At 70.2% G+C, this 19,700-nt stretch carries 17 protein-coding genes and 4 CRISPR repeat arrays; of the genes, 9 read left to right on the top strand and 8 right to left on the bottom strand.

Annotation, left to right across the window (positions count from 1 at the left end; all coding sequences use genetic code 11):
• Positions 1-877: 877 nt before the first annotated feature.
• Both ACYVHU_RS22685 and nhaA read left to right on the top strand, forming a co-directional pair.
• Complete coding sequence (locus ACYVHU_RS22685) at positions 878-1,090, top strand: hypothetical protein (RefSeq protein ID WP_078764239.1); 213 nt, start codon at positions 878-880, stop codon at positions 1,088-1,090.
• A 232-nt stretch (positions 1,091-1,322) separates the two neighbouring features.
• Positions 1,323-2,558, top strand: coding sequence for a Na+/H+ antiporter NhaA (nhaA, locus tag ACYVHU_RS22690; protein ID WP_498949456.1), 1,236 nt, complete (start codon positions 1,323-1,325; stop codon positions 2,556-2,558).
• A gap of 723 nt (positions 2,559-3,281) precedes the next feature.
• On the opposite strand, the gene ACYVHU_RS22695 is transcribed toward nhaA, so the two are convergent.
• Together ACYVHU_RS22695 and ACYVHU_RS22700 are read right to left on the bottom strand one after the other, a co-directional pair.
• Positions 3,282-3,791, bottom strand: coding sequence for an HFCD family protein (locus ACYVHU_RS22695; RefSeq protein WP_498949458.1), 510 nt, complete (start codon positions 3,789-3,791; stop codon positions 3,282-3,284).
• 329 nt (positions 3,792-4,120) lie between these two features.
• On the bottom strand, positions 4,121-4,993 hold the full coding sequence (locus ACYVHU_RS22700; RefSeq protein WP_498949459.1) for an aldo/keto reductase family oxidoreductase: 873 nt from the start codon (positions 4,991-4,993) through the stop codon (positions 4,121-4,123).
• A 130-nt stretch (positions 4,994-5,123) separates the two neighbouring features.
• Here ACYVHU_RS22700 and ACYVHU_RS22705 point away from each other — a divergent pair, with 130 nt between their 5' ends.
• Complete coding sequence (locus ACYVHU_RS22705) at positions 5,124-5,564, top strand: winged helix-turn-helix transcriptional regulator (RefSeq protein ID WP_498949460.1); 441 nt, start codon at positions 5,124-5,126, stop codon at positions 5,562-5,564.
• Between the two features lie 318 nt (positions 5,565-5,882).
• Positions 5,883-6,643: a CRISPR direct-repeat array (repeat unit 29 nt; unit sequence CGGTCCATCCCCGCGTGCGCGGGGCTCAC).
• Positions 6,644-7,529: 886 nt separating this feature from the next.
• Here the strand turns inward: ACYVHU_RS22705 and ACYVHU_RS22710 are convergent.
• Entirely contained in the window at positions 7,530-7,820 is a 291-nt protein-coding gene (locus tag ACYVHU_RS22710) for a hypothetical protein (protein WP_144390361.1), read from the bottom strand.
• Positions 7,821-7,955: 135 nt separating this feature from the next.
• On the opposite strand from ACYVHU_RS22710, the gene ACYVHU_RS22715 reads away from it, so the two are divergent.
• The 3 genes from ACYVHU_RS22715 to ACYVHU_RS22725 all read left to right on the top strand — a co-directional run bounded on the left by ACYVHU_RS22715 (position 7,956) and on the right by ACYVHU_RS22725 (position 10,989).
• The gene (locus ACYVHU_RS22715) at positions 7,956-8,408 is read left to right on the top strand and encodes a hypothetical protein (protein WP_078764252.1); all 453 of its coding nucleotides are present in this window, start codon (positions 7,956-7,958) and stop codon (positions 8,406-8,408) included.
• Position 8,409: 1 nt separating this feature from the next.
• Positions 8,410-8,926: a CRISPR direct-repeat array (repeat unit 29 nt; unit sequence CGGTCCATCCCCGCGTGCGCGGGGCTTAC).
• A gap of 477 nt (positions 8,927-9,403) precedes the next feature.
• Positions 9,404-9,937: a PadR family transcriptional regulator gene (locus ACYVHU_RS22720; protein ID WP_498949462.1), complete on the top strand. Its 534-nt coding sequence runs from the start codon at positions 9,404-9,406 to the stop codon at positions 9,935-9,937.
• Positions 9,934-10,989, top strand: a complete 1,056-nt coding sequence (locus ACYVHU_RS22725; RefSeq protein ID WP_078764212.1) for a serine hydrolase domain-containing protein — start codon at positions 9,934-9,936, stop codon at positions 10,987-10,989. The genes ACYVHU_RS22720 and ACYVHU_RS22725 overlap by 4 nt, the downstream gene beginning before the upstream one ends.
• 844 nt (positions 10,990-11,833) lie before the next feature.
• Here the strand turns inward: ACYVHU_RS22725 and ACYVHU_RS22730 are convergent.
• The 4 genes from ACYVHU_RS22730 to ACYVHU_RS22745 form a co-directional block, all read right to left on the bottom strand.
• Positions 11,834-12,259 carry a PPOX class F420-dependent oxidoreductase gene (locus ACYVHU_RS22730; RefSeq protein ID WP_078764214.1) on the bottom strand — a complete coding sequence of 142 codons (426 nt, stop codon included), beginning with the start codon at positions 12,257-12,259 and terminating at the stop codon, positions 11,834-11,836.
• A 412-nt stretch (positions 12,260-12,671) separates the two neighbouring features.
• Entirely contained in the window at positions 12,672-13,055 is a 384-nt protein-coding gene (locus tag ACYVHU_RS22735) for an MmcQ/YjbR family DNA-binding protein (RefSeq protein WP_498949463.1), read from the bottom strand.
• Positions 13,056-13,389: 334 nt separating this feature from the next.
• A CRISPR array of direct repeats spans positions 13,390-14,030; the repeat unit is 29 nt; unit sequence CGGTCCATCCCCGCGTGCGCGGGGCTCAC.
• A 230-nt stretch (positions 14,031-14,260) separates the two neighbouring features.
• Positions 14,261-14,655: a CRISPR direct-repeat array (repeat unit 29 nt).
• A 253-nt stretch (positions 14,656-14,908) separates the two neighbouring features.
• A complete protein-coding gene (locus ACYVHU_RS22740) occupies positions 14,909-15,223 on the bottom strand; it encodes a hypothetical protein (RefSeq protein ID WP_498949464.1) in 315 nt (104 codons plus the stop codon).
• Positions 15,224-15,909: 686 nt separating this feature from the next.
• Positions 15,910-16,356: an ATP-binding protein gene (locus ACYVHU_RS22745; protein WP_498949465.1), complete on the bottom strand. Its 447-nt coding sequence runs from the start codon at positions 16,354-16,356 to the stop codon at positions 15,910-15,912.
• Positions 16,357-16,674: 318 nt separating this feature from the next.
• On the opposite strand from ACYVHU_RS22745, the gene ACYVHU_RS22750 reads away from it, so the two are divergent.
• The 3 genes from ACYVHU_RS22750 (at position 16,675) to ACYVHU_RS22760 (ending at position 18,235) form a co-directional block, all read left to right on the top strand.
• Positions 16,675-17,514, top strand: coding sequence for a helix-turn-helix domain-containing protein (locus ACYVHU_RS22750; RefSeq protein WP_498949466.1), 840 nt, complete (start codon positions 16,675-16,677; stop codon positions 17,512-17,514).
• Positions 17,495-17,683 carry a DUF397 domain-containing protein gene (locus ACYVHU_RS22755; RefSeq protein WP_078764219.1) on the top strand — a complete coding sequence of 63 codons (189 nt, stop codon included), beginning with the start codon at positions 17,495-17,497 and terminating at the stop codon, positions 17,681-17,683. Before ACYVHU_RS22750 ends, ACYVHU_RS22755 begins: the two co-directional genes overlap by 20 nt.
• Positions 17,684-18,040: 357 nt before the next feature.
• Complete coding sequence (locus ACYVHU_RS22760; protein ID WP_078764220.1) at positions 18,041-18,235, top strand: DUF397 domain-containing protein; 195 nt, start codon at positions 18,041-18,043, stop codon at positions 18,233-18,235.
• A gap of 469 nt (positions 18,236-18,704) precedes the next feature.
• On the opposite strand, the gene ACYVHU_RS22765 is transcribed toward ACYVHU_RS22760, so the two are convergent.
• A complete protein-coding gene (locus ACYVHU_RS22765; RefSeq protein ID WP_498949467.1) occupies positions 18,705-19,613 on the bottom strand; it encodes a LysR family transcriptional regulator in 909 nt (302 codons plus the stop codon).
• Positions 19,614-19,700: the final 87 nt, after the last annotated feature.

A 19,700-nucleotide genomic window follows, 5' to 3' on the forward strand; every position in this document is an offset into this window, starting at 1 on the left:
CGTGTTCCCCGAGTCATCCGGCGCCCCTTGCCGGAGCGCCTTCCGCCGAAGGAGCCCGGCACGTCCAAGAGCGCGCGTCGACGGCGTTCTCGCTCGCGCCGCGCCGCCAAGGGCCGGCCGGGCGGGCCACAGGAACCAGACCGGGAACGTCGGTGGCGACGGTGCGGGAGCCACGCGCGGCCATCTCGGAGTCCTGGCCCCAGGCAGCGAGCGCGCCGGGTGGACGGGCAGGCTCTGGAACAGTGGCGACCAGGACAATCGCGGGCGCTCTCACCACACAAGGCCCGCAGAGAGGACCACAACCGCGCAGACCGCGCACCATCCCCGCATGAGCGGGGAGCAGCCTGGCCAGCAGTAGCCGTGAGCGTCGGTGTAGGGGCCATCCCCGCGTGCGCGGGGAGCACACCTGTTCCTGCGGCCACGCCGGAGAGCCCCGGGGACCATCTCCGCGTGCGCGGGGAGCACCGGTCTAACGTGGGCGTCGCCAACGCGTTTGCGGGACCATCCCCGCGTGCGCGGGGAGCACCACTCCACTGGGGGAAGCATGCCGCGCCCGGGGGGGGACCATCCCCGCGTGCGCGGGGAGCACCTTATTGACCTGGGACGTTACCAGCGACCACCTTCGGTTTCGACCACTTCTTAAGAAAAGGGCGAAACTCGCACCCGGTAACAGAACAGGCAAGAGGACACCAGCCGTACCGGACCGGCCCGTGGCTTGTCAGCCATTCCGTCACGAAATCACGAAATGAGGCGGGCCGGGGAACGGTCTCGCCCCGTGACCTCTCCTACGGTTCAAGAACCCGCTCGGCACCGCCTCGCGCTCGTCGCGATAGGGAGGGGGCGCCTCCCTCCGCTCGCCTGCTGGTAGCGTGATGGCGTGTTCACCACCGCCATCAGCTCCCGCCACGGGTTCCGCGTGTCCTCGCGCGTGTTCCTGCGTGGGACCGCTGTGGCGCGCTGGGCTCCCACCTGGCCCGAGGGCGTGCTGCGTCACGCCGGCACCAACGGATGGTTGAGCTCCTGGGGCACCAACGCCCACGGTGAGATCGCGGGCTGCCCGCCGGGACGGCGCGTGCGCCGAGCCGCGTAACGCGGCCTCTCCTCCACACCGTCCTCTTCCGGACGGTGTCCGTCCCGTCTTTCCCACCCGCGCCCTCGTGCCGACGGCCTGGCCTCGCATGCCTCGCCACGCTATCGGCATGTCCGTGGCGCGGCCGATGCCTGTGAGGTCTCCTCCCCATGTCTTCCATGTCGCCGGGCCGTCCGACGGCCCGCGCCCGTTTCCTCTCCGCCGTCACGCCGCTGGACGGGCGGTGATGGCGATGACGTCCCGTCTGGCCGACGCCCTGCGTCGCGACACCGTGGGCGGTTTCCTGCTGATCGGGGCCGCCGTGATCGCCCTGGTATGGGCCAACTCGCCCTGGGCCGCCTCCTACGAGGCCCTGCGCGGTCTCACCTTCGGCCCCGAGTCGCTGCACCTTCGCCTGCCGGTGGAGGCGTGGGCGGCCGATGGCCTGCTCGTGGTGTTCTTCTTCATCGTGGGCAACGAGCTCAAGCACGAGTTCACCCACGGCGAGCTGCGCAACCCGCGCCGGGCGATGCTGCCCATCGTCGCCGCCCTGTGCGGGGCGGCCGTGCCCGCGCTGATCTTCACCGCCCTCACCTGGGGTGACGCCGGGGCCGTGCGCGGGTGGGGGATCCCGATGGCCACCGACATCGCCTTCGCGGTGGCGATCCTCGCGGTGGTGGGCCGCCACCTGCCTCCCGCGCTGCGGACCTTCCTCCTGACGTTGGCGATCGTCGACGACCTGGTGGCGATCGTGGTCATCGCGGCGTTCTACACCGACCATCTCGCGCTGCTCCCCCTGGCCGGGGCCGTGCTGCTGCTCGCCGTCTTCGGCTACCTGCAACGAGGCGTCGGGCCGCTGGCCTCCACGCTGGCGCGGGCGGGCCTCGCGTCGGCCGTGGTGTGGGTGCCGCTGGCGGTCGCGATCTGGACGCTGACGCACGCCAGCGGTGTCCACGCCACCATCGCGGGCGCCGCCATGGGCCTTCTCATGCGCACGCGGACCCACCCCGGCGAGACGGCGCCGCCCGGTGTCCGAATGGAGCACCTTCTGCGCCCGTGGGCGATGGGGCTGGCCCTGCCGTTGTTCGCGTTGTTCTCCGCCGGGGTGGCGTTCAGCGACCCGGCGGGGCTGTTCACCGAGCCGGTCGCGCTGGGCGTCATCGCCGGCCTCGTCCTCGGCAAGCTGGCGGGCATCGCTGGAGGGGCGTGGTTGACGACGAAGGTGACGCCGGCCGAGCTCAACCCGTCCCTGAAGTGGATCGACATCGTCGGCATGTCGCAGCTCGCCGGGATCGGGTTCACCGTCTCGCTGCTGATCAGCGAGCTGTCCTACGCGGGCGACGCGGTGCTGCTGGCCAACGCCAAGGGCGCCGTGCTCGTCGCGTCCGCGCTGGCCACCCTCTTGGCGGCCGTCATCCTGGGGGCGCGCAGCGCCCACTACCGGTCGCTCTCCGGCGTCCGCGACGTCCGCACGCCGGTCCGGGAGTGACACAGCCCCGCCGGGCGGATCGGTGTGGCGTCCCGCGCGCGACGGCGGGCGACCGCCCGCGCGTGGGCGCCGTGCCGCAGTGGACGGCCGGGCGGCCACGGGTCCGGGACGTCCGCCACGGCCCGGCCGCGTCTGACGGTCGCAGCGTGGTGGGGCGAACGGAGCGCTGCCCGAGCGATGCCGGGGCCGCGCCGGCCCAGGCGGGCCGTCTTCGCCAAGGTGGCGCGGGCGTGCTACCCGATGCCGGTCCGGAGCGGCTGCGGATCCCGTCCTCCGGTCCCGCGCCGCGTCTTCGGCGAGGCGCGGCCGGCCGCCGCCACGTCCGGCGCGCGGTTCCGGCGGGGATCGGGATCGAGGCGTACGCTCGGCCCACCACGGCCGGACCTCCGGCCGGAGCGGCCGGGGCCAGGGGCGCGTGCCGGGGTCCGAGACGCCGGCCCGTGTCCCTGGCCACCGTCGCCCGGCGGCCGTCGCGGGGCGAGCGGTGACACGGCCACCGTGCCGTGCCCAGCGGACCGCTTCCGGTCACAGGCCGGCGGCCCCGGCCTGGCCGTCCGACGGCGGTGACGCCACCGAGGCCGGCCGGTCGGCATCCCCGGGAACAACCCCTCCGTCTCCTCCTGAGGGCGGGCCGGCGGCGCAGGCCGCCGCGTCCGGGGCGGCCTCGTCCCCACCGCATGCCGCGTCCGCCGGCACGCTCCACGCGCGCGACCACCCGAACTCCTAGGAGATCGCGGCGAGGGTGGCGACGACCTCCCGCCAGGACGGGATGCGCCGCTCCTCGGGGGCGTCGGGGTCGTGCAGGACGGTGACGGCGGGCATGGAGCACAGCGTCTCCAGGCTCCGCTGGAAGGCCGGGTGGCTCGCGAGCTGGGGTTCGCAGTGCGGGACGACGAGGGTGGGCACCCCGTGGCCGGCCATCTCGCACAGCAGGCCGATCGCGAAGCAGTCCGCGATGCCCTGGGCGAACTTGTTCGTGCTGTTGAAGGTGAGCGGGCAGGCCAGCACCGCGTCGGACGGCGGCAGGCTCCTGCCCGTGCCGGGCATCCGGTACTCGAGCCGAACCCGCTCGCCGGTCAGCCTCTCCAGCTCGTCGGGGTCGTGGAAGCGCGTCCCGGTCGGGGTGGACAGCACGAGCACCGTCCACCCCTCCCGTTGGAGTGCCGTGACGAGCGCGGGAACGCCTTCGGGGGCGAGGCCGCGGAGACCCACCGGGTAGAGCGTTTTCGCCATGGTGCGCGGTGTAGGAGCGCGCCTCCGCCATCGGCGCGGCCCGTCCTCGGACGCGCGGGACCCGCGGCGTAACGGCCATGCCCGAACCCGGCCGCCCCGGTCCGTCCCGCGCGGGGGTGTGAAGTCCGCGCGGACAGGCGAGGGTCTCGGCGACATGGCGGGCACAGGTCCCCGTGACCATGGGGCTGCGGCGCCCTGTGACCACTGGGGAGACCCGCGCCCGTCCTTCCAGCGTGGCCGGCCGGTCCGCCGTGGGGCCGGTCCACGGCCACCGCCACCCCAGCGCTCCCCGGCCGATCCGGCCCACTCGCTGGGAGGCCCCGCGAGGGTCAGCGGCCGATCTTGTCCAGCTCTGCGAGATCGTCGTCGGAGAGCGAGAGCCCCGCGCCCGTGACGTTCTCGCGCAGGTGCGCCACCGACGAGGTGCCGGGGATCAGCAGGATGTTCGGCGACCGCCGCAGCAGCCAGGCCAGAGCGACCGACATCGGCGACGCGCCCAGCCGGGTGGCCACGGCCGTGAGCGCCGAGGCCTGCAACGGGCTGAAGCCGCCGAGGGGGAAGAAGGGCACATAGGCGATGCCCTGCTCGGCGAGTTCGTCGATCAGCTCGTCGTCGTGGCGATGGGCGAGGTTGTACATGTTCTGCACGCACACGATCGGTGCGATCGAACGCGCCTCGGCGACCTGCTCCGCTGTCGCGTTGCTCACGCCGAGGTGCCGGATCAGCCCCTGCCGCTGGAGGTCGACGAGCGTCTCGAACGCCTCCGCGAGCGAACCGGGCACGGGCCCCTGGGCGTCGCCGAGCCGGAGGTTGACCACGTCCAGCGTGTCGAGGCCGAGGTTCTCCAGGTTCTCCTGGACGGCCCGGCGCAGCTCGTCGGGCCTGCGCGCCGGGGGCCAGCCTCCCTCCTCGTCCCGGATCGCGCCGACCTTGGTCACGATGTGCAACGAGTCGGAGTAGGGGTGCAGCGCTTCGCGGATCAGCCGGTTGGTGATGTGGGGTCCATAGGCGTCGGCGGTGTCGATGTGGGTGATGCCGAGACCGACGACCTCGCGCAGGACGGCGAGCGCGCCGTCGCGGTCGGCCGGCGGACCCATGACCCCGGGGCCGGCGAGCTGCATGGCGCCGTAACCGAACCGGGTGACGGTCAGGTCGCCCAGGGACCAGGTGCCGCCGGGAAGCGAGACGGAGGGGGTGGTCATGGTGTGCCTTTCGTGTCGAGCCAAGGGCTGGTGCCTGACGGCACCTTGCACCACTATTGGTGCGTGGCTTCCTGATGGGAAGTAGGCACTTCGAAGTGCGTAGGGCACCCGCGGGTGAGAGGAAGGCTCCATGGCGACGATGACGGCGGCCCAGCAGAAGGCGCAGGCCAAGGCGGAGTACGACGCCTTCCTGGCGGCCTGCCCCAGCCGCAAGCTGCTCGACCGGATCTCCGGCAAGTGGGTCACGTTGATCTTGGCCGCGCTCGGCAGCGGCAGCGCGCAGCCCGGCGCCGACTGCGCCGGCGAACCCCGGGCGATGCGCTACTCGGAGCTGCAACGCCTGCTGTCCGGCGTCAGCCAGAAGATGCTCACCCAGACGCTGCGCTCCCTGGAGCGCGACGGCCTGGTCTCCCGCACCGTGGTGCCGACCGTGCCCGTCACGGTCTCCTACGAGCTGACCGATCTCGGCCTGTCGCTGTACGAGATGACGCGCGGCCTCAAGTCCTGGGCCGAGGCGCACATGGACGACGTGCTCGCCAACCGCGAGACCTACGACGCCCGCGCCGACTGAACCACGACAGGGGCGCTGATCGGCGGGAACCGTCCGCGCGCACGGGTCCGGGCAGGTGGCCGGGGCTCACGGGCGTCGCTTCGGGCGGTCATCCCAGCGGTGGGTGGCCCAGGCCCGGCGGACCAGGCCGAGGGCGCTGATGATCGTGTCCGCGGGGGGCGGAAGGCGTCGACGACGGTCGCACGGCACCCGTGGCGGCGGGCAGGCCGGTGGAGTGCGTTCCACCAGGCGTGCGCGCGCTCGACGCGCCACCGCTGACCGGCCCGAATCGGCGCCTTCCCACCCTTGCGCGCCGTCGTGCCGTCGTGCCGTCGGTACCGGCCCATCCCCGCGTGCGCGGGGCTCACGGCACCGTCCTCGAACAGGTGCTGCCCTTCGCCGGTCCATCCCCGCGTGCGCGGGGCTCACGCATCGCCGTCCTCCCGGTCACGCCGCGCCGCCGGTCCATCCCCGCGTGCGCGGGGCTCACACCCCGGGGATGCAGCGTGAAACGTTCAAGGTCGGTCCATCCCCGCGTGCGCGGGGCTCACTGCGGTGGTCGACGAACCGGACGGCGCCGAGCTGGTCCATCCCCGCGTGCGCGGGGCTCACGTGCAGGACGTCACCGTCACCCCGCCCACTGACGGTCCATCCCCGCGTGCGCGGGGCTCACATGTTGCGGATGCCCTTGCGGTTGAGCACGACCGGTCCATCCCCGCGTGCGCGGGGCTCACCCAGGACCCGTGCACGGTCCTCTCCCCGCCCTCGGTCCATCCCCGCGTGCGCGGGGCTCACACCGGCCATGAGGCGCGGCGCCGCGGCGCGCTCGGTCCATCCCCGCGTGCGCGGGGCTCACACCGGCCATGAGGCGCGGCGCCGCGGCGCGCTCGGTCCATCCCCGCGTGCGCGGGGCTCACGGCTGGCCGGCCGGGACCCCCTGGTGCGCGAACGGTCCATCCCCGCGTGCGCGGGGCTCACAGAAGCGTCCGCTCATCACGCGGTCCGGTCTTCGGTCCATCCCCGCGTGCGCGGGGCTCACTCCTGCCCAGACGCCACCGCTGGCGGCGAGGCCGGTCCATCCCCGCGTGCGCGGGGCTCACAGAAGATGACCTGCGGCTTTGCGGGCCGTTATCTCCGCTTTATAAACCTCCGGAGCCCACCGGAACGACTGACAAGCCGACATCAGCGATAGCCATTCTGCCGGAACGCCTCCCTTCCCAGAACCGCGAACCGGAAAACCACCCCACACATGTGCACGAGGAACCCTCAGATGGACCAGCCCCGCATGCACAGGGAACTCGGCCGCCCCTTCGCAAGCTCGGGCACCGTGACCGCATCGCCACATCATGTTCCGGCGCCCTCTCTACCAATAGGTTCAGGATGGGACGCCTGCTGACGGAAGCGCTGTTAGCGACACTTCCCTATGACTCTAGGAGATGGCTTGATCGGCGCTAAGGAAAGCGACAAGGGTGAGGCCGTTGTCGCCGTTCAACGCCTCATCGGATACGCCGGGTTCACTGACGAGCCGGGTCCGGCCGGCCTGAACGGCAACTGAGGGCCGGCGACTTCTACTGGCTCGCCGGCCACCCGCAAAAGCGCCGACTCCAGCGTGAAGGCGGCCAAGAAGGTGACCGGTACCGCCCACGCGCAGCTCACCTGCGCGGTTATCCGCAAGAGAGGTTCCCCTGGGGGCCGACACAGGAAGCCCCAGGTCCCCATCGCGCACAACACCTGCCGCACTTTGTCCGCCCGAAAGTGAAGCTGGGACTGAGATCGTTGGTGTCGCCGTCTCGGTGGCGGCATAGTTCTACGCTGCCGTATTCGAGCTGGCCATTTCCGTCCAAGATCTGGCAGCCTTCGGCTGCTCGAAGCAGACGGGCGGCTCTCCGAGAGTTACGACGCTCCCGAGGATTTCGATTTCGGCGGCCCCTGACGCATAGAAGCCCCACTCACCTATGTGCCAGCAGGGCTCTCTTTGTATTCTTCTCAGCTCTTCTTGCTGGCCTCGATCTCTTCGAGCGTCACGACTTTCGGGCCTCGTCGGCGTCGCGAGGTCGCGGCCGCCTTCTTCGCCACCGGCTGCCGTTTGGGTTCCTCCTTGGACTGTCCTCCCTGGCCACCCTCGCTGTAATCTCCGTCGAGCAGGGCCTCGATGGGGCCGGCGTGCTCTTCGCGGAGATCAAGGGTCACCTCCCGCTCGCCCCGCTGGAGGGTGTAGCGCTTGGTCGCGCGACCGGGCTGCCGGTCCACGTCGCAAACCGTGATAGTTAGTTCCATCGCCTTCCCATGCATGATTGCCGCCTTGGTAACACCGAGAGCACACCGTGTTCGTGACACTGACACAGTGTTACCGATTCGGCGATGACATAGTGAAGCGAAACAGTAGCGGAAATCAACCAGAAGGTGAGTCCATTGGGGGCTAAGAAGATCGTCGACGAGCAGGAAGTCATCAGATGGTTCGAAGAAGGGCGTACTTACGCCTGGATGGTGGCGGAGTACAAACGAAAGTACAACATTGAGACCGTCCCCTCACTCTGGGGGAATTTCCGGCGCCGTCGAGGCCTGGAACGGCGCATCGTCCGAGACGATGACCTGATTCCGTGGCACGTCCTTCCTGAGCACCGCTGGTCCTACCCCGTGGCGATGCTCCGGGTGGAGGCGCGACGGCGTGCCGGCGCGAAAATCTCGAAGGACGAGGCTAAGCGCCTGGAGAACTGGAAGGCGTTCCTGGAGGAGGAGGACGCGGTCATCCACTACGACCCCGAAACCAAGGACGGCTTCCACTACATCCCACGTCAGCCTGGCGACGATGATCTGATTCACCGCCCGAGCCGAAAGACCACTCCCCGACCGCGAGCTGATTAACCCCCGGATCCCCGCGTGCGCGGGGCTTACCAGCAGAGCAGTACCCCGACGTGCCGAGATACCGGTCCATCCCCACGTGCGCGGGGCTTACAGCGGAACCGACCGCGACCGGGCTGGCTGGGGCGGTCCATCCCCGCGTGCGCGGGGCTTACGACGGAGTCCACCCGCACCGGTTCCGCCACCACGGTCCATCCCCGCATGCGCGGGGCTTACGACGGAGTCCACCCGCACCGGTTCCGCCACCACGGTCCATCCCCGCATGCGCGGGGCTTACGAATCCCGGCGTGGTCAGCCAGTCGAGCTCAGCGGTCCATCCCCGCATGCGCGGGGCTTACCACCTGAGCGCGCCGTGCGCACAGTGCCGCGTCGGTCCATCCCCGCGTGCGCGGGGCTTACGTGCTAGCCTCCCAGATCTACAGCCTGGACTCCGGTCCATCCCCGCGTGCGCGGGGCTTACCGGCACGCCGCAGTCCACGCACGGCGTGCCGGCGGTCCATCCCCGCGTGCGCGGGGCTTACAGAAGATGACCTGCGGCTTTGCGGGCCGTTATCTCCGCTTTGTAAACCTGGAAGTTCGCAAGAAGGACTGAACCCCCACTCCCGGCCGCAGCCATCCTTAAGGCGAGGAACGGCCCGAGCGGAACCCTACACGTACAGGGGGCACGACTCGCGGGCTTCGACGATCGAGCCCTCGTCGAGGTGATCCCGCCGGGGCGGGAAGCAGCCAGCGCGGGGCCTCTCTTCGCCCAAGGAGACCATCCTCGCGCGCCAGGGGCACTCTCACCGGCCCGCCGGACCGGGATGTCACCACCGGGCATCCCCGGTCGCGCCCTTCGCCCAAGGTGAAGAGGGGACGCTCGCTCTCCTCAGGAGTTCCGGGACTTCGCCGCCTCTCTCCCCCTCAGGCGACCTCACGTCTCCAAGGCCCGCATCGGTAGTGCCATATTCGCCCTCACCCATATTGGACACCACATATATGTGCACTATCCTCTATCCATGTCCTTACGACACGCCATCCTCGGGATCCTGTCCATCCAGCCGATGAGCGGCTACGACCTGAAGAAGGTCATCGACGAGAGCGTCGGCCACTTCTGGAGCGCGGACCAGTCGCAGGTGTACCGCACGCTCGCCGGCCTGGTGGAGGACGGTCTGGCCACCCGCCGCACCGTGGTGCAGGAGGAACGGCCCAACCTGCACCTGCACAGCCCGACCGACCTCGGGCTGGCCGAGCTCGACAGGTGGCTCACCTCGCCCCTGAAGACGCCACCGACACGCGACCCCTTCCTGGCCCGGCTGTTCTTCGCCGACCGGTTGCCGCCGGAGGAGATCCGCGGGCTGCTGGAGACCCGCTGGCGGGAGGTGGGCGAACAACTGGCGGCCTTGGAGGCGATCGCCGTCCCCGCCGGCTCGGCCGACGATCTCGGGGGGGTCCTCCGCCTGGCCACGCTCTCCTACGGCATCTCCCAGGCCAGGGCCGAGCTGGACTGGCTCGACGACACCCGACGACGACTGGAACGGATCACGTCATGAGGACCCCCCTCTCGGCCAGGCTCGACAGGGTCGCGGCACGTCACTCCGCCAGGCCGGCGGTGTCGATGATGAGCTTCGCGGTCGAGCAGCCCTCCACCGGGTTCTCCTGGAGCCACGGGGACACCGGGCGGCCGTACTTCATCGCCAGCATCACCAAGCTGTACACCGTCGCGATGGTCATGCAGCTCCGCGACGAGGGCGCCCTGACGCTCGACACACGTGTGGCGGAGCTGCTCGGCGCGGACACGATGCGCGGGCTGAACGTGCACGGCGGCCATGACCACGGCCCGGCGATCACGGTGCGCGAGCTGCTGACGCAGACGTCGGGGATACCGGACTACTTCGAACAGGAACGTCCCGACGGCACGACCTTCCTTGGGGAGATGCTCAAGCGGGACGCCGCCTGGACGTTCGAGGACTTCATCGAGATGGCGCGGTCCATGCCGAGCCGCTTCGCCCCCTCGACACCGGGCAGGGCCCACTACTGCGACACCAACTACCAGCTGCTGGGCCGCGTCATCGAGGTGGTCACCTCCGGCGGCTTCGAGGACGCCTTCCGGAACCGGATCGTCGAGCCGCTCGGCCTGGACGCCACCTGGCTGTTCACCCCGCGCACGCTGGACCGCTACGACGAGGTCGCCACGATCCTGCACGGCGGCGACCCGGTGCGCATCCCGAAGTCGATCGCCTCGTTCCCGCCCGATGGCGCGGTGGTGTCGACGTCGGCCGACCAGCTGCGGTTCCTCCGCGCCTTCTTCGGCGGCGAGCTGTTCCCGGCGCGGTACCTGGCCGAGATGACCGCGCGCTGGAACCCGGTTTTCTCCCGCCTCGAACCCATCGACTACGGCATGGGGGTCATGCGTTTCAGACTTCCCCGCTGGCTGTCGCCGTTCACGCCGGTCCCGGAGATGGTCGGCCACTCGGGCGCCTTCGGCAACGTGCTCTACCACGTGCCGGAACGGGACCTCTACGTGTCCGGCACCGTCAACCAGATGCTCCCGCGCAGCCTCCCCCACCAGATCATGTTCCAGCTCGTCGCCCAGTTCCGCTGAGGTACGGCCGGGCGGCGCGGGCCCGCGGTCCCGTGTGGGGCCGGCCGTCCCGGCGTCCTTGCGGCGGACGCGCGAGGCGGAGCGGGTCCTTCGCGCCGTCCCGGCGTCCCGGCCGGCCAGGGCAGGGGCGCGGCGGCCCTCCCGCGCCTTGTCGTGCACCGGTGTCCGCTTCCGGGCCCATCCGGTGAGCCCGGCGACGTCGAGCGGGACCTCCCGGCCGGAGAGCACCTGGACCTGTTCGGCCTTGCCGGGCAGGTGGCGGCCGTCACCGCCGGCCATGGCGCGCGGCAGCGTCGAGCGGCGACCGGCGGCCCATCGGGGGCCGACGCGCGCGGCCGGTGTTTCCGGCGCCGCCGCTCAGGTGTGGGGGGCGAACACCTGGCGGCGCGGGAGCGGGCACCGTCGGCTTCGCGGCCGGGGTCCCGGCCGCCGCCCCGATGAGCGGGACCGCGCCCTCCTTCCGCGTACGGCGGGGACCGTCCCACCGAGCGCGGTCGAACCGGTGGATCTCGCCGGTGACCAGCGGGACGCCCCGGCCGGCCTCGCGCCCGTGCCCGGCGGGCTGGACGGCCTTCCCGGTCCGACCGCCGCGGAAGGGCGGCCGGCGACGGTTCGCGCACCAGGCCGCTCCGCTCGATCAGGAGCCAGGGGGCGAGACCATCGGAGCCGGTGGTCGCCGCGCGGCCGCACGCCCGGCCGGGCAGCGGGGCCGGCGGGCGCTCCCGGCCGGCCCCGCTGCCGAGGCCCCGACGGCACAGACCGGCCAGGTGGACGCGGGCACCGCCCTCGGAGGGCGACGCCCGCTCGGCGCGCCCCATCGGGCACCGCCCGGCACCCGGGTCGGCTAACCGGGGATGCCGCGGTAGGCGACGACCTTGGTGGGGTGAAGACGGACGACGACCTCGCCGGGTACGCCGTTGCGCCTGCCGTACTCCTCGGCCTTGTCGGGGCCCGCGTACCTGGCGCCGGCGAGGGTGGCGACCTCGAGGAGCTCGTCGGGGTCCTCGCTCAGCGTCACCTCGCCGCGCGCCACGACGTAGGAGTAGGGCGGGGTCTCGACGTCGACGCAGATGGCCGCGCGCGGGACGCGCTTGAGGTTGCGGGCCTTCACCGTGTCGCCGCCCGTGGTGAACAGGAAGTCCTTGCCGTCGAACACGTACCAGACGGGGGCGATGTGCGGGGTGCCGTCGGCCCCGGTCGTCGCGAACTTCCCGATGGGGGTACCGCGGGTGACGAACTCGTGCCACTCCTCGGTCGACATGGTGTGCATACGCGCTCCTTCTCGTCTTCCTCCCCGAGCCGGTGCCGGACGGGGGCGGACCCCCGGTTGCCGGCCTTCCGGGCCGGTGGGCGCGGGGCGTGCAGCCGAGGACGGGTCCGGGGTGAGGGCGGGGTCCTCGGCGGGTCCGCGGTGATCCCACGGGCCGCGCCGACAGGGGTCCTGTGCGCTCACCGCGGTGGCCGCCCGGAACGATCGGCACGTGCGGCGGCGCGGGTCCGTTCGGTCGGATCCGGCCTCGGCGGTCACGATCCGCTCGTCGACGTCACCGAGGGTGAGCGCAAAGACCCTATCCCGCCTTCCTCCTGGACGTCCGACCTATCGGCGAACAGGCACTTGTCCGGGTCCGGCCACTCTTGCGCCGTGTCGCCCGCCGGCGCCGGCCTCGGTCGCGGCCGAGGTCCTACCTCCGCTCGCCGAAGACGGCGGGGGCGACGGGCCGGCGGGCCTTGGGCAGGTTGGCCAGCACGAGCCGGTAGGAGTCGGTCACCAGCTCCTCCACCAGCCTCTCGTCGATCGAGCCGCCGGGGGCGAGCGTGATCCAGTGCCTCTTGTTCATGTGGTAGCCCGGCGTGATGTCGGCGTGGGTTCGGCGCAGCGCTTCGGCGTCGCCGGGGTCGGACTTGAGGATCACGACCGGTTTGCCGGGCACCTCGGTCATCAGCATGAACACCCTGCCCTGGACCTTGAAGACCTCCCAGTCGGGGCCGAAGGGGTACTCCAGGGCGGTGGCGGGCAGGCTCTCGGCGCGTTCCCGGGCCGTCCTCCACAGGTGTTCCCCGTCCATGCTCGTCCTCTCCTCGTCGGCTACGGGCGGATGCGGGCCGGCGGCGCGAAGCGCTTCCCGCCCCAGCGGGCCCCATGTTCCTACCTTCTTTCCGGCTGACCGCTCTCGGAGAGAGCTGGCGGGCGAAGGGCTCGGGCGGTCCGCCGAGGGGCCGGTTCCCCGGGCCGGGACACGCCCGCACGACGACCAGCACGATCACCGACCATCCCGACCACTGACCGCGCGGCCGGGCGCCCGCCGTGGACCGGCGCAGGCCGATCCGCAGCGACCGTGGTGAACCCATCCGAGCGCGCGGGGCTCACGGATTCAGTATGGGGCTACTCGATCCGCTGGCCGGTCCATCCCCGCGTGCGCGGGGCTCACGGCGGCCCCAACCGGCGGGGGAGCAGCGGCGACGGTCCATCCCCGCGTGCGCGGGGCTCACCACGGCCCGAAACGTGAGCGGGCCGCGCTCGTACGGTCCATCCCCGCGTGCGCGGGGCTCACTTGAGCACGGTCCGCCACACATGGTGCACCGCAGGTCCATCCCCGCGTGCGCGGGGCTCACGCCGCGTCCGCGGAGGTCCCCACCTCCACGCACGGTCCATCCCCGCGTGCGCGGGGCTCACCGGGGCGTCAACCTCTCGCGTTCTTCCTAGACCGGTCCATCCCCGCGTGCGCGGGGCTCACCCCTGATCGGGATCGGTCAGAATCGGGAATAGCGGTCCATCCCCGCGTGCGCGGGGCTCACCACTCCCAGGCGTTCGATATCCCCCCAATACTCGGTCCATCCCCGCGTGCGCGGGGCTCACCGGTGATGTTCATGTCGACCTCCGTAGCCGTTCGGTCCATCCCCGCGTGCGCGGGGCTCACCACCCCCTCACCTCGGAGAACGAAACCTCACCTGGTCCATCCCCGCGTGCGCGGGGCTCACTGCTGGCAGGGGATCGAGAGGTCCCCGAACGCCGGTCCATCCCCGCGTGCGCGGGGCTCACAGAAGATGACCTGCGGCTTTGCGGGCCGTTATCTCCGCTTTATAAACCTCCGGAGCCCACCGGAACGACCGACAAGTCGAGACCGATGACCACCATTCTGCCGGACAACCTCCCCCTCCTAGAACCGCGAACCGGAAAACCACCCCACAGATACACGAGGAGCCCGCAGATGAGCCAGCCCCGCTTGTGCAGGGAACACGGCCCCAGGTTGATCAGCCCAACCGAGGCGAGGGGTCTATCCCCGCGTGCGCGGGGAGCACGGGGTGGTCCGGTTGGCCATCCCGTCGCTGTCGGGACCATCCCCGCGTGCGCGGGGAGCACCCAACGTCTAGATCCTAGGCCCGATATGTCTAGGGACCATCCCCGCGTGCGCGGGGAGCACGCGTCATCACGGAGCTGGGTGAGCTGGGCTGCGGGACCATCCCCGCGTGCGCGGGGAGCACCGTCTCGCTCATGACTTCCACCCTAGTGGTCTGGGACCATCCCCGCGTGCGCGGGGAGCACCGTCTCGCTCATGACTTCCACCCTAGTGGTCTGGGACCATCCCCGCGTGCGCGGGGAGCACTCATGGACGGCGACGCCATTTCTTCCACGATGGGGACCATCCCCGCGTGCGCGGGGAGCACTCTTGCTGACCTGGGACGTTACTAGCGGCCGGCCTCCGTTTCGACCACTTCTTGAGAAAGGGGCGAAGTTCGCATCCGCCTCCAAAAAACGCAGAAATGCGGCAGTCGCCGCGAATGGCGCAGGGTTTCGTCGGTTCGCATGGCGGGTCGGCCAGTGGCCGGCTTCTCCGTCGCTTTCTTCGGCGGCGGGGTGGGCACCTGACACGAAAGGCCCTGGCGGTGTCGGCCGCCAGGGCCGGGGAGACGGCGTCTCCTATGCGATGAGCTGCCACCGGTAGGGAGGCCCGTCATGGACGAAGGTCTGGGGGCGTTTGGACTCGCGGTGGGACTCCCACCATTCCGGGGAACCGAACACGTAGGGCGCGCGGATGTCCTTGGAGTAGGACCGCACGCGGTTGGCGCTTCGCGGGCGGAGGTCCGTTCCCGGTGCGGCGGAGGCCGCCTCGGGGTGCTCGGCGGGCGATCCGGCGTTCAGCGCCGATGTGATGGCTTCGACGGTGCGGGGGTGGGCGAGGGCCAGCAGCATGGCCGCGAACGCGACCATGACGCGGCTGATAAAGTCGCGCATAGCTCTCTTCCTGGTTGAGCAGGTTGGGAGTCAGGCCCCGTGCCAGGTGTTGGTCGCACCTGCCGGGGCCGTCTTCGGTTGTGAGGACGAAGATACACGGGAGCGATCGGGGGCGCCCGGAATTCGGAATTCCCCTTGCGCGGCTCACAGAAACTCAGGACTGAATCCCCTGGTATTCCCGGTCACGCACTCGGTTTCTTTGACACCGGCCGGTGCGCCGGAAATCATGAAAGCCGCCTCATGAACATTGTTCCGTCGGTAGTGACCGAAACGGTTCGCGGCACTTCTCGAAAACCCCTCCCGGACACGCCGGCCGTTCCCTTCCCATTGTCCGCATCCGCCCCTCTGCCCAGGGGAACGGCGTGGCCCGGCGGCGCTCTCGCCTCCAGACCCACCGAGCCACGCCGTGGCGCGCTTCAAGGCTCATCCGGGCGGCGGCTACTCCCGTGGCCCTCTCGAACCGTCCCGCCGTTGACGCCCGTCCTCCCGAATGTCATCGGAGTCCGTCACGGGATCCCCGGAGTGGAAGGCGGGAAGGACGGGGAATTCCCCGCCGGCCGGCGGTTCCCCGGGCGGGGTCCGCCCACGCCGTGGAGGCCACGGCTCGGAGGGACACACCTTCTCGGGCCAGTAGCGACGGCCGGCCTCTCGCCGAGGCAGGCCGGGCCGCCCCTCTTCGGGCGCCGTCACCCCTGCCCCTTGGAGACGAGCGCCAGAGAGGTCCACCGCAGCGTGAAGCACGTCCCGTGTTCGTAGGGCCGCAGGTCGCTGTACTCGGCCGCGAGGGCTCGTACCAGGTACAGCCCTCGTCCTCCCTCCCCCTCCACAGCGGGCATGCGCTCACAGTCGGAAGGGCTGAACCCCGCCAGGGGAGGCTTGGTGCGGACGCTGCCGGTCAGCCGGCGGGTGTCGACGCTGAAGTACAGGTCATAGGTCGCGCCGCGATCACCGCTGTGGGTGTAGCGGATGGCGTTGGTCGCCAGCTCCGACACGATGACCTCGGCGTTGTCGATGACCTCCCTGGGAACCTTCTCCGGAGCCACCCGCAACACGCCGACGACGAAACGGCGGGCCTCCCCCACGCTCTCCGGGATACCGGGCAGAGACGTGGAAAATACCGTAAAAGCCGTCACGCTCCCTCCTTCGCCGCTCCAGGAGAGGAACATTCAGAGAGGGAATGCTCATGTGTGATTGCACAGCAGCTAGGCTGACACAGCAAGGTCGCCACCTGATCCTCCAGTTGGGGACTGAGGCCCTGGCCTGGCGCTCCACCGCCGGTCAGGGCCGTTTTCCGCTTCCTTCTCTCGGCGTCCCGGTCACACCGATACACCGATCAACTCACGCCCCAACGGTGGCACTACAGGAAGACCGGAGCCATGAATACAGGTCAGATGAAGTGAAATAGAACCTCTCCGTTGCAGGCTGTTGCAATGCATGCTTTCATCGTTGCCATGCCTCAGAAGGATTCAGCGCGCAATCCAGCATTAAGGAAATTCGGGGCAGAGCTAGCTAGATTGCGCAGAATGGCCGATCTATCCCAGGAGGCCTTAGGGCGCCCTCTCAACCTGAGAGGGGCCACCATCGGGCATTACGAGAGAGCCCTGAGGACCCCCAGCAGGACCATCGTGTCACGCCTGGACGAAGCCCTCGGGGCCGAGGGAAAGCTACTGGCCCTGTGGCCCGAGTTCAGCCGGGCCGCTTATCCGGAGTACGCAGGCGACTTCTTCCAGGCCGTGCCCACGGCGACGGTGATGCGGGATTACCATCCGACCTTGATCCCAGGACCTCTCCAGACGGAGGAGTACGCATGGGCCACGATCAAGGCGGGATCGCAGCTGGCCACAGACGACGAGATATCACGGCTGGTGAACTCTCGGATGCAGCGCCGAGAGGAGCTTTCGGCTTCCCGGAATCCCGCCATATGGGCGATCATCACGGAGATCACCGTCAAACACCTCGCCACGGACCCGGGGATTCTGGCGGGACAAGTCGAACTGTTACTCGAACTGTCGGAGTCGAGGGTCCGCTTGCAAGTTCTACCGTGGAGTGTGGGAATCAGGTACCACCCTGGTCTCTCCGGTCCTTTCACCGTCCTCTCCTTCGCGGACAAAGCAGATATCGTCTACGTGGAAGGTGTCGGGACCGGAAACCTGATCAGCGACCCGCAGAAGGTCGAAGAGATCCGCTTCAGGTTCGGAACCCTGCAAGCCGCCGCACTTTCCCCGGAACAGACGTCCACCTTCCTGAAGAACATCCTCGAAGGAGACCCCCGTGAACTGGCGCAAATCTAGCTACAGCAACCAAGAGGGAGGACACTGCCTGGAGGTAGCCGAAGTCGTGCACCCTGAAGGGGTGCGCACCTTCGTGCGGGACACCCGGAACCGGCAGCTCGCTCGGCTCGATTTCCCCAGCCCGACCTGGACGGCTTTCCTGCACGCGGTAAAGCGGGACGCCATGTGAGGCGCGAGTCCCTTCTTCGCAGACCGCCCATCTCCACGCCATCGACCCGCTCCCATGGTGATCGGGGAGCGGGTTTCCCGAATGAGGTGGCGCTGCGCTCGACTTCGGTACCCGCTTTCGCGGATCAGGGGACTGCTGAAACAGCCCCGCGCCTTCCCTTTCCACTCCGGAGGACAAGCCCCCTTCCCTGACTACAGACGGCCAGTGGTTTCAATCCGCAGGAGCCGAACACGAGTCCGGACGGAGACCGTCCGGCCGTCACCAGAGAGCACAGGAGGTTCTTCGGGGAACTGCGAGGACTGGCACTTCCCCCGAGGAATCACAGAACCTCATCCGCAGGACACAAGGAGAAATGGCATGACGACGACCGACCTGACGTGGCGCAAGAGCAGCTACAGCAACCAGACGGGAGGAAATTGCGTGGAAGTCGCGGTGACCCCCTCCGGAGACACCGCACTACGAGACTCGAAAACCCCCGAAGCAGGACACCTCACACTCCCCACCACCGAATGGACCGCCCTGCTACAGGCCGTGAAGGGGAACAGCCTCTAGTACCCCGGTCCGGCTTCACGGTCGTGCCGGGTGACAACCCGACGCGGTCAGCACCGACGAACCCGCTGGTCGAGCCGCGAAACCGTACCGAGTACAGGGGCCGTCTCCAAACGGATCCCGCCCAGGGCCAGGAGTGCGACGGGAAAGACCCCCGCCTTGTAGCAGGTGGCGGTCCCATCCCACTCGGTGGCGACGGTCCGTGATCCCATGAGCCGGTCGAAGCGGCGTTCGGCGTTGTCGCGCCGGCGGTGGGTCTCCCGGCCGAACCGCGGCGGGCGGCCTCCAGCGGTCCGGCGGCAGCGCCGACGGACGTCACGGGACGCCCGGCCGTCGCCTCTCCGGCGTGACGGCCTCCGGCGGCCTCGACGGGTGCCGGCCGTTTCCGCACCCGGCCCCGGTAGGCGGGACCGAACGCCGGACATGCCGGCCGGAAGCCGCCCTGCCGGTCTTCTTCTGGCCCTCCGCCCCGTCAGGGACTCCGTTGATCCGCGGCGGGTTCCCGCAGGGCCCGGATGATGACCTCGTGCGCCTCCACCCCGTCATTCCTGCTGATCGCGAGAATGCTCCGGCCGAGCCAATTCGGGTCGTCCACGCGCACCAGGACGATGTTCTCCGGAACGACCGGGGCGAGGATATCCGGAACGACGCAGATCCCCAGCCCGGCGGCCACGAGTCCCAAACGGCTGTGCCAGCTGCGCGCGCGGAAGGCGATGAGCGGATCGGTCAGCGTGGGCCAGGCGCCGAACTGTGGTTCGTCCCGGGCGCCCTTGCCCACGATCCACGGCGCGTGGGCGAGTTCGCGCACCGGAACGGCGCCTTCCAACGCGGCGAGAGGATGCCCGCGCGGCACGCCCACCCTCAGTTCGCCGCCCGGCAGCGGGGCGATCCGTAACCCCTCCAGGGCCGGCTGCGGCAGGCCGGGCCCGGAGGCCACCACCGCGACGTCCAGCCGCTTGCCGATGACCTGGTGCACGAGCTGCGACGAGGACGCCTCGACGAGCGTGAACGACAACCTGGGCCGCCGCCTCAGTGCCCTGGCCAGCGCGAAGGGGAGCAGAGCGGCGTTCGCGGCGGGAAAAGCCCCCACCCGGACCCGCACCTCAGGCCCGTGGGCCAGCTCGTCGAGCCGTTCGTCCAGCCGATCGAGGCCGGCGAGGGTCTCGGCGGCGAACCGGGCGACCAGCTCCCCCGCGCGCGTCGTCGTGACGCCACGCGCGCCGCGGACGAAGAGCGGCTGTCCCACGGCTTTCTCGGCGGCCGAGACCTGGCGGGAGATGGCGGGCTGGGAGTAGCCGAGGGTGCGCGCCGCGCCGCTCAGGGAGCCGTGCGCGGCCACCGCGCGCACGACGCGCAGAGCGTTGACGCTGAGTTCGGGCACGGCACCATCGTAGCCGCCCGAGCCATGCATGACTGTTATGGGAATAGGTCGATGATTGCATGTCCTGCAGGGCCGAAAAAGGATTCC

The organism is Marinactinospora endophytica (assembly GCF_054780875.1).

What these genes read in the sequence shown, in the direction of transcription:
- ACYVHU_RS22695 (WP_498949458.1), bottom strand. Translation starts at nt 3,791, where the DNA reads ATGGCGAAAACGCTCTACCCGGTGGGTCTCCGCGGCCTCGCCCCCGAA.
- ACYVHU_RS22760 (WP_078764220.1), top strand. Translation starts at nt 18,041, where the DNA reads ATGACGACGACCGACCTGACGTGGCGCAAGAGCAGCTACAGCAACCAG.
- ACYVHU_RS22710 (WP_144390361.1), bottom strand. Translation starts at nt 7,820, where the DNA reads ATGGAACTAACTATCACGGTTTGCGACGTGGACCGGCAGCCCGGTCGC.
- ACYVHU_RS22740 (WP_498949464.1), bottom strand. Translation starts at nt 15,223, where the DNA reads ATGCGCGACTTTATCAGCCGCGTCATGGTCGCGTTCGCGGCCATGCTG.
- ACYVHU_RS22705 (WP_498949460.1), top strand. Translation starts at nt 5,124, where the DNA reads ATGGCGACGATGACGGCGGCCCAGCAGAAGGCGCAGGCCAAGGCGGAG.
- ACYVHU_RS22720 (WP_498949462.1), top strand. Translation starts at nt 9,404, where the DNA reads ATGTCCTTACGACACGCCATCCTCGGGATCCTGTCCATCCAGCCGATG.
- ACYVHU_RS22700 (WP_498949459.1), bottom strand. Translation starts at nt 4,993, where the DNA reads ATGACCACCCCCTCCGTCTCGCTTCCCGGCGGCACCTGGTCCCTGGGC.
- ACYVHU_RS22725 (WP_078764212.1), top strand. Translation starts at nt 9,934, where the DNA reads ATGAGGACCCCCCTCTCGGCCAGGCTCGACAGGGTCGCGGCACGTCAC.
- ACYVHU_RS22730 (WP_078764214.1), bottom strand. Translation starts at nt 12,259, where the DNA reads ATGCACACCATGTCGACCGAGGAGTGGCACGAGTTCGTCACCCGCGGT.
- nhaA (WP_498949456.1), top strand. Translation starts at nt 1,323, where the DNA reads ATGACGTCCCGTCTGGCCGACGCCCTGCGTCGCGACACCGTGGGCGGT.
- ACYVHU_RS22750 (WP_498949466.1), top strand. Translation starts at nt 16,675, where the DNA reads ATGCCTCAGAAGGATTCAGCGCGCAATCCAGCATTAAGGAAATTCGGG.
- ACYVHU_RS22735 (WP_498949463.1), bottom strand. Translation starts at nt 13,055, where the DNA reads ATGGACGGGGAACACCTGTGGAGGACGGCCCGGGAACGCGCCGAGAGC.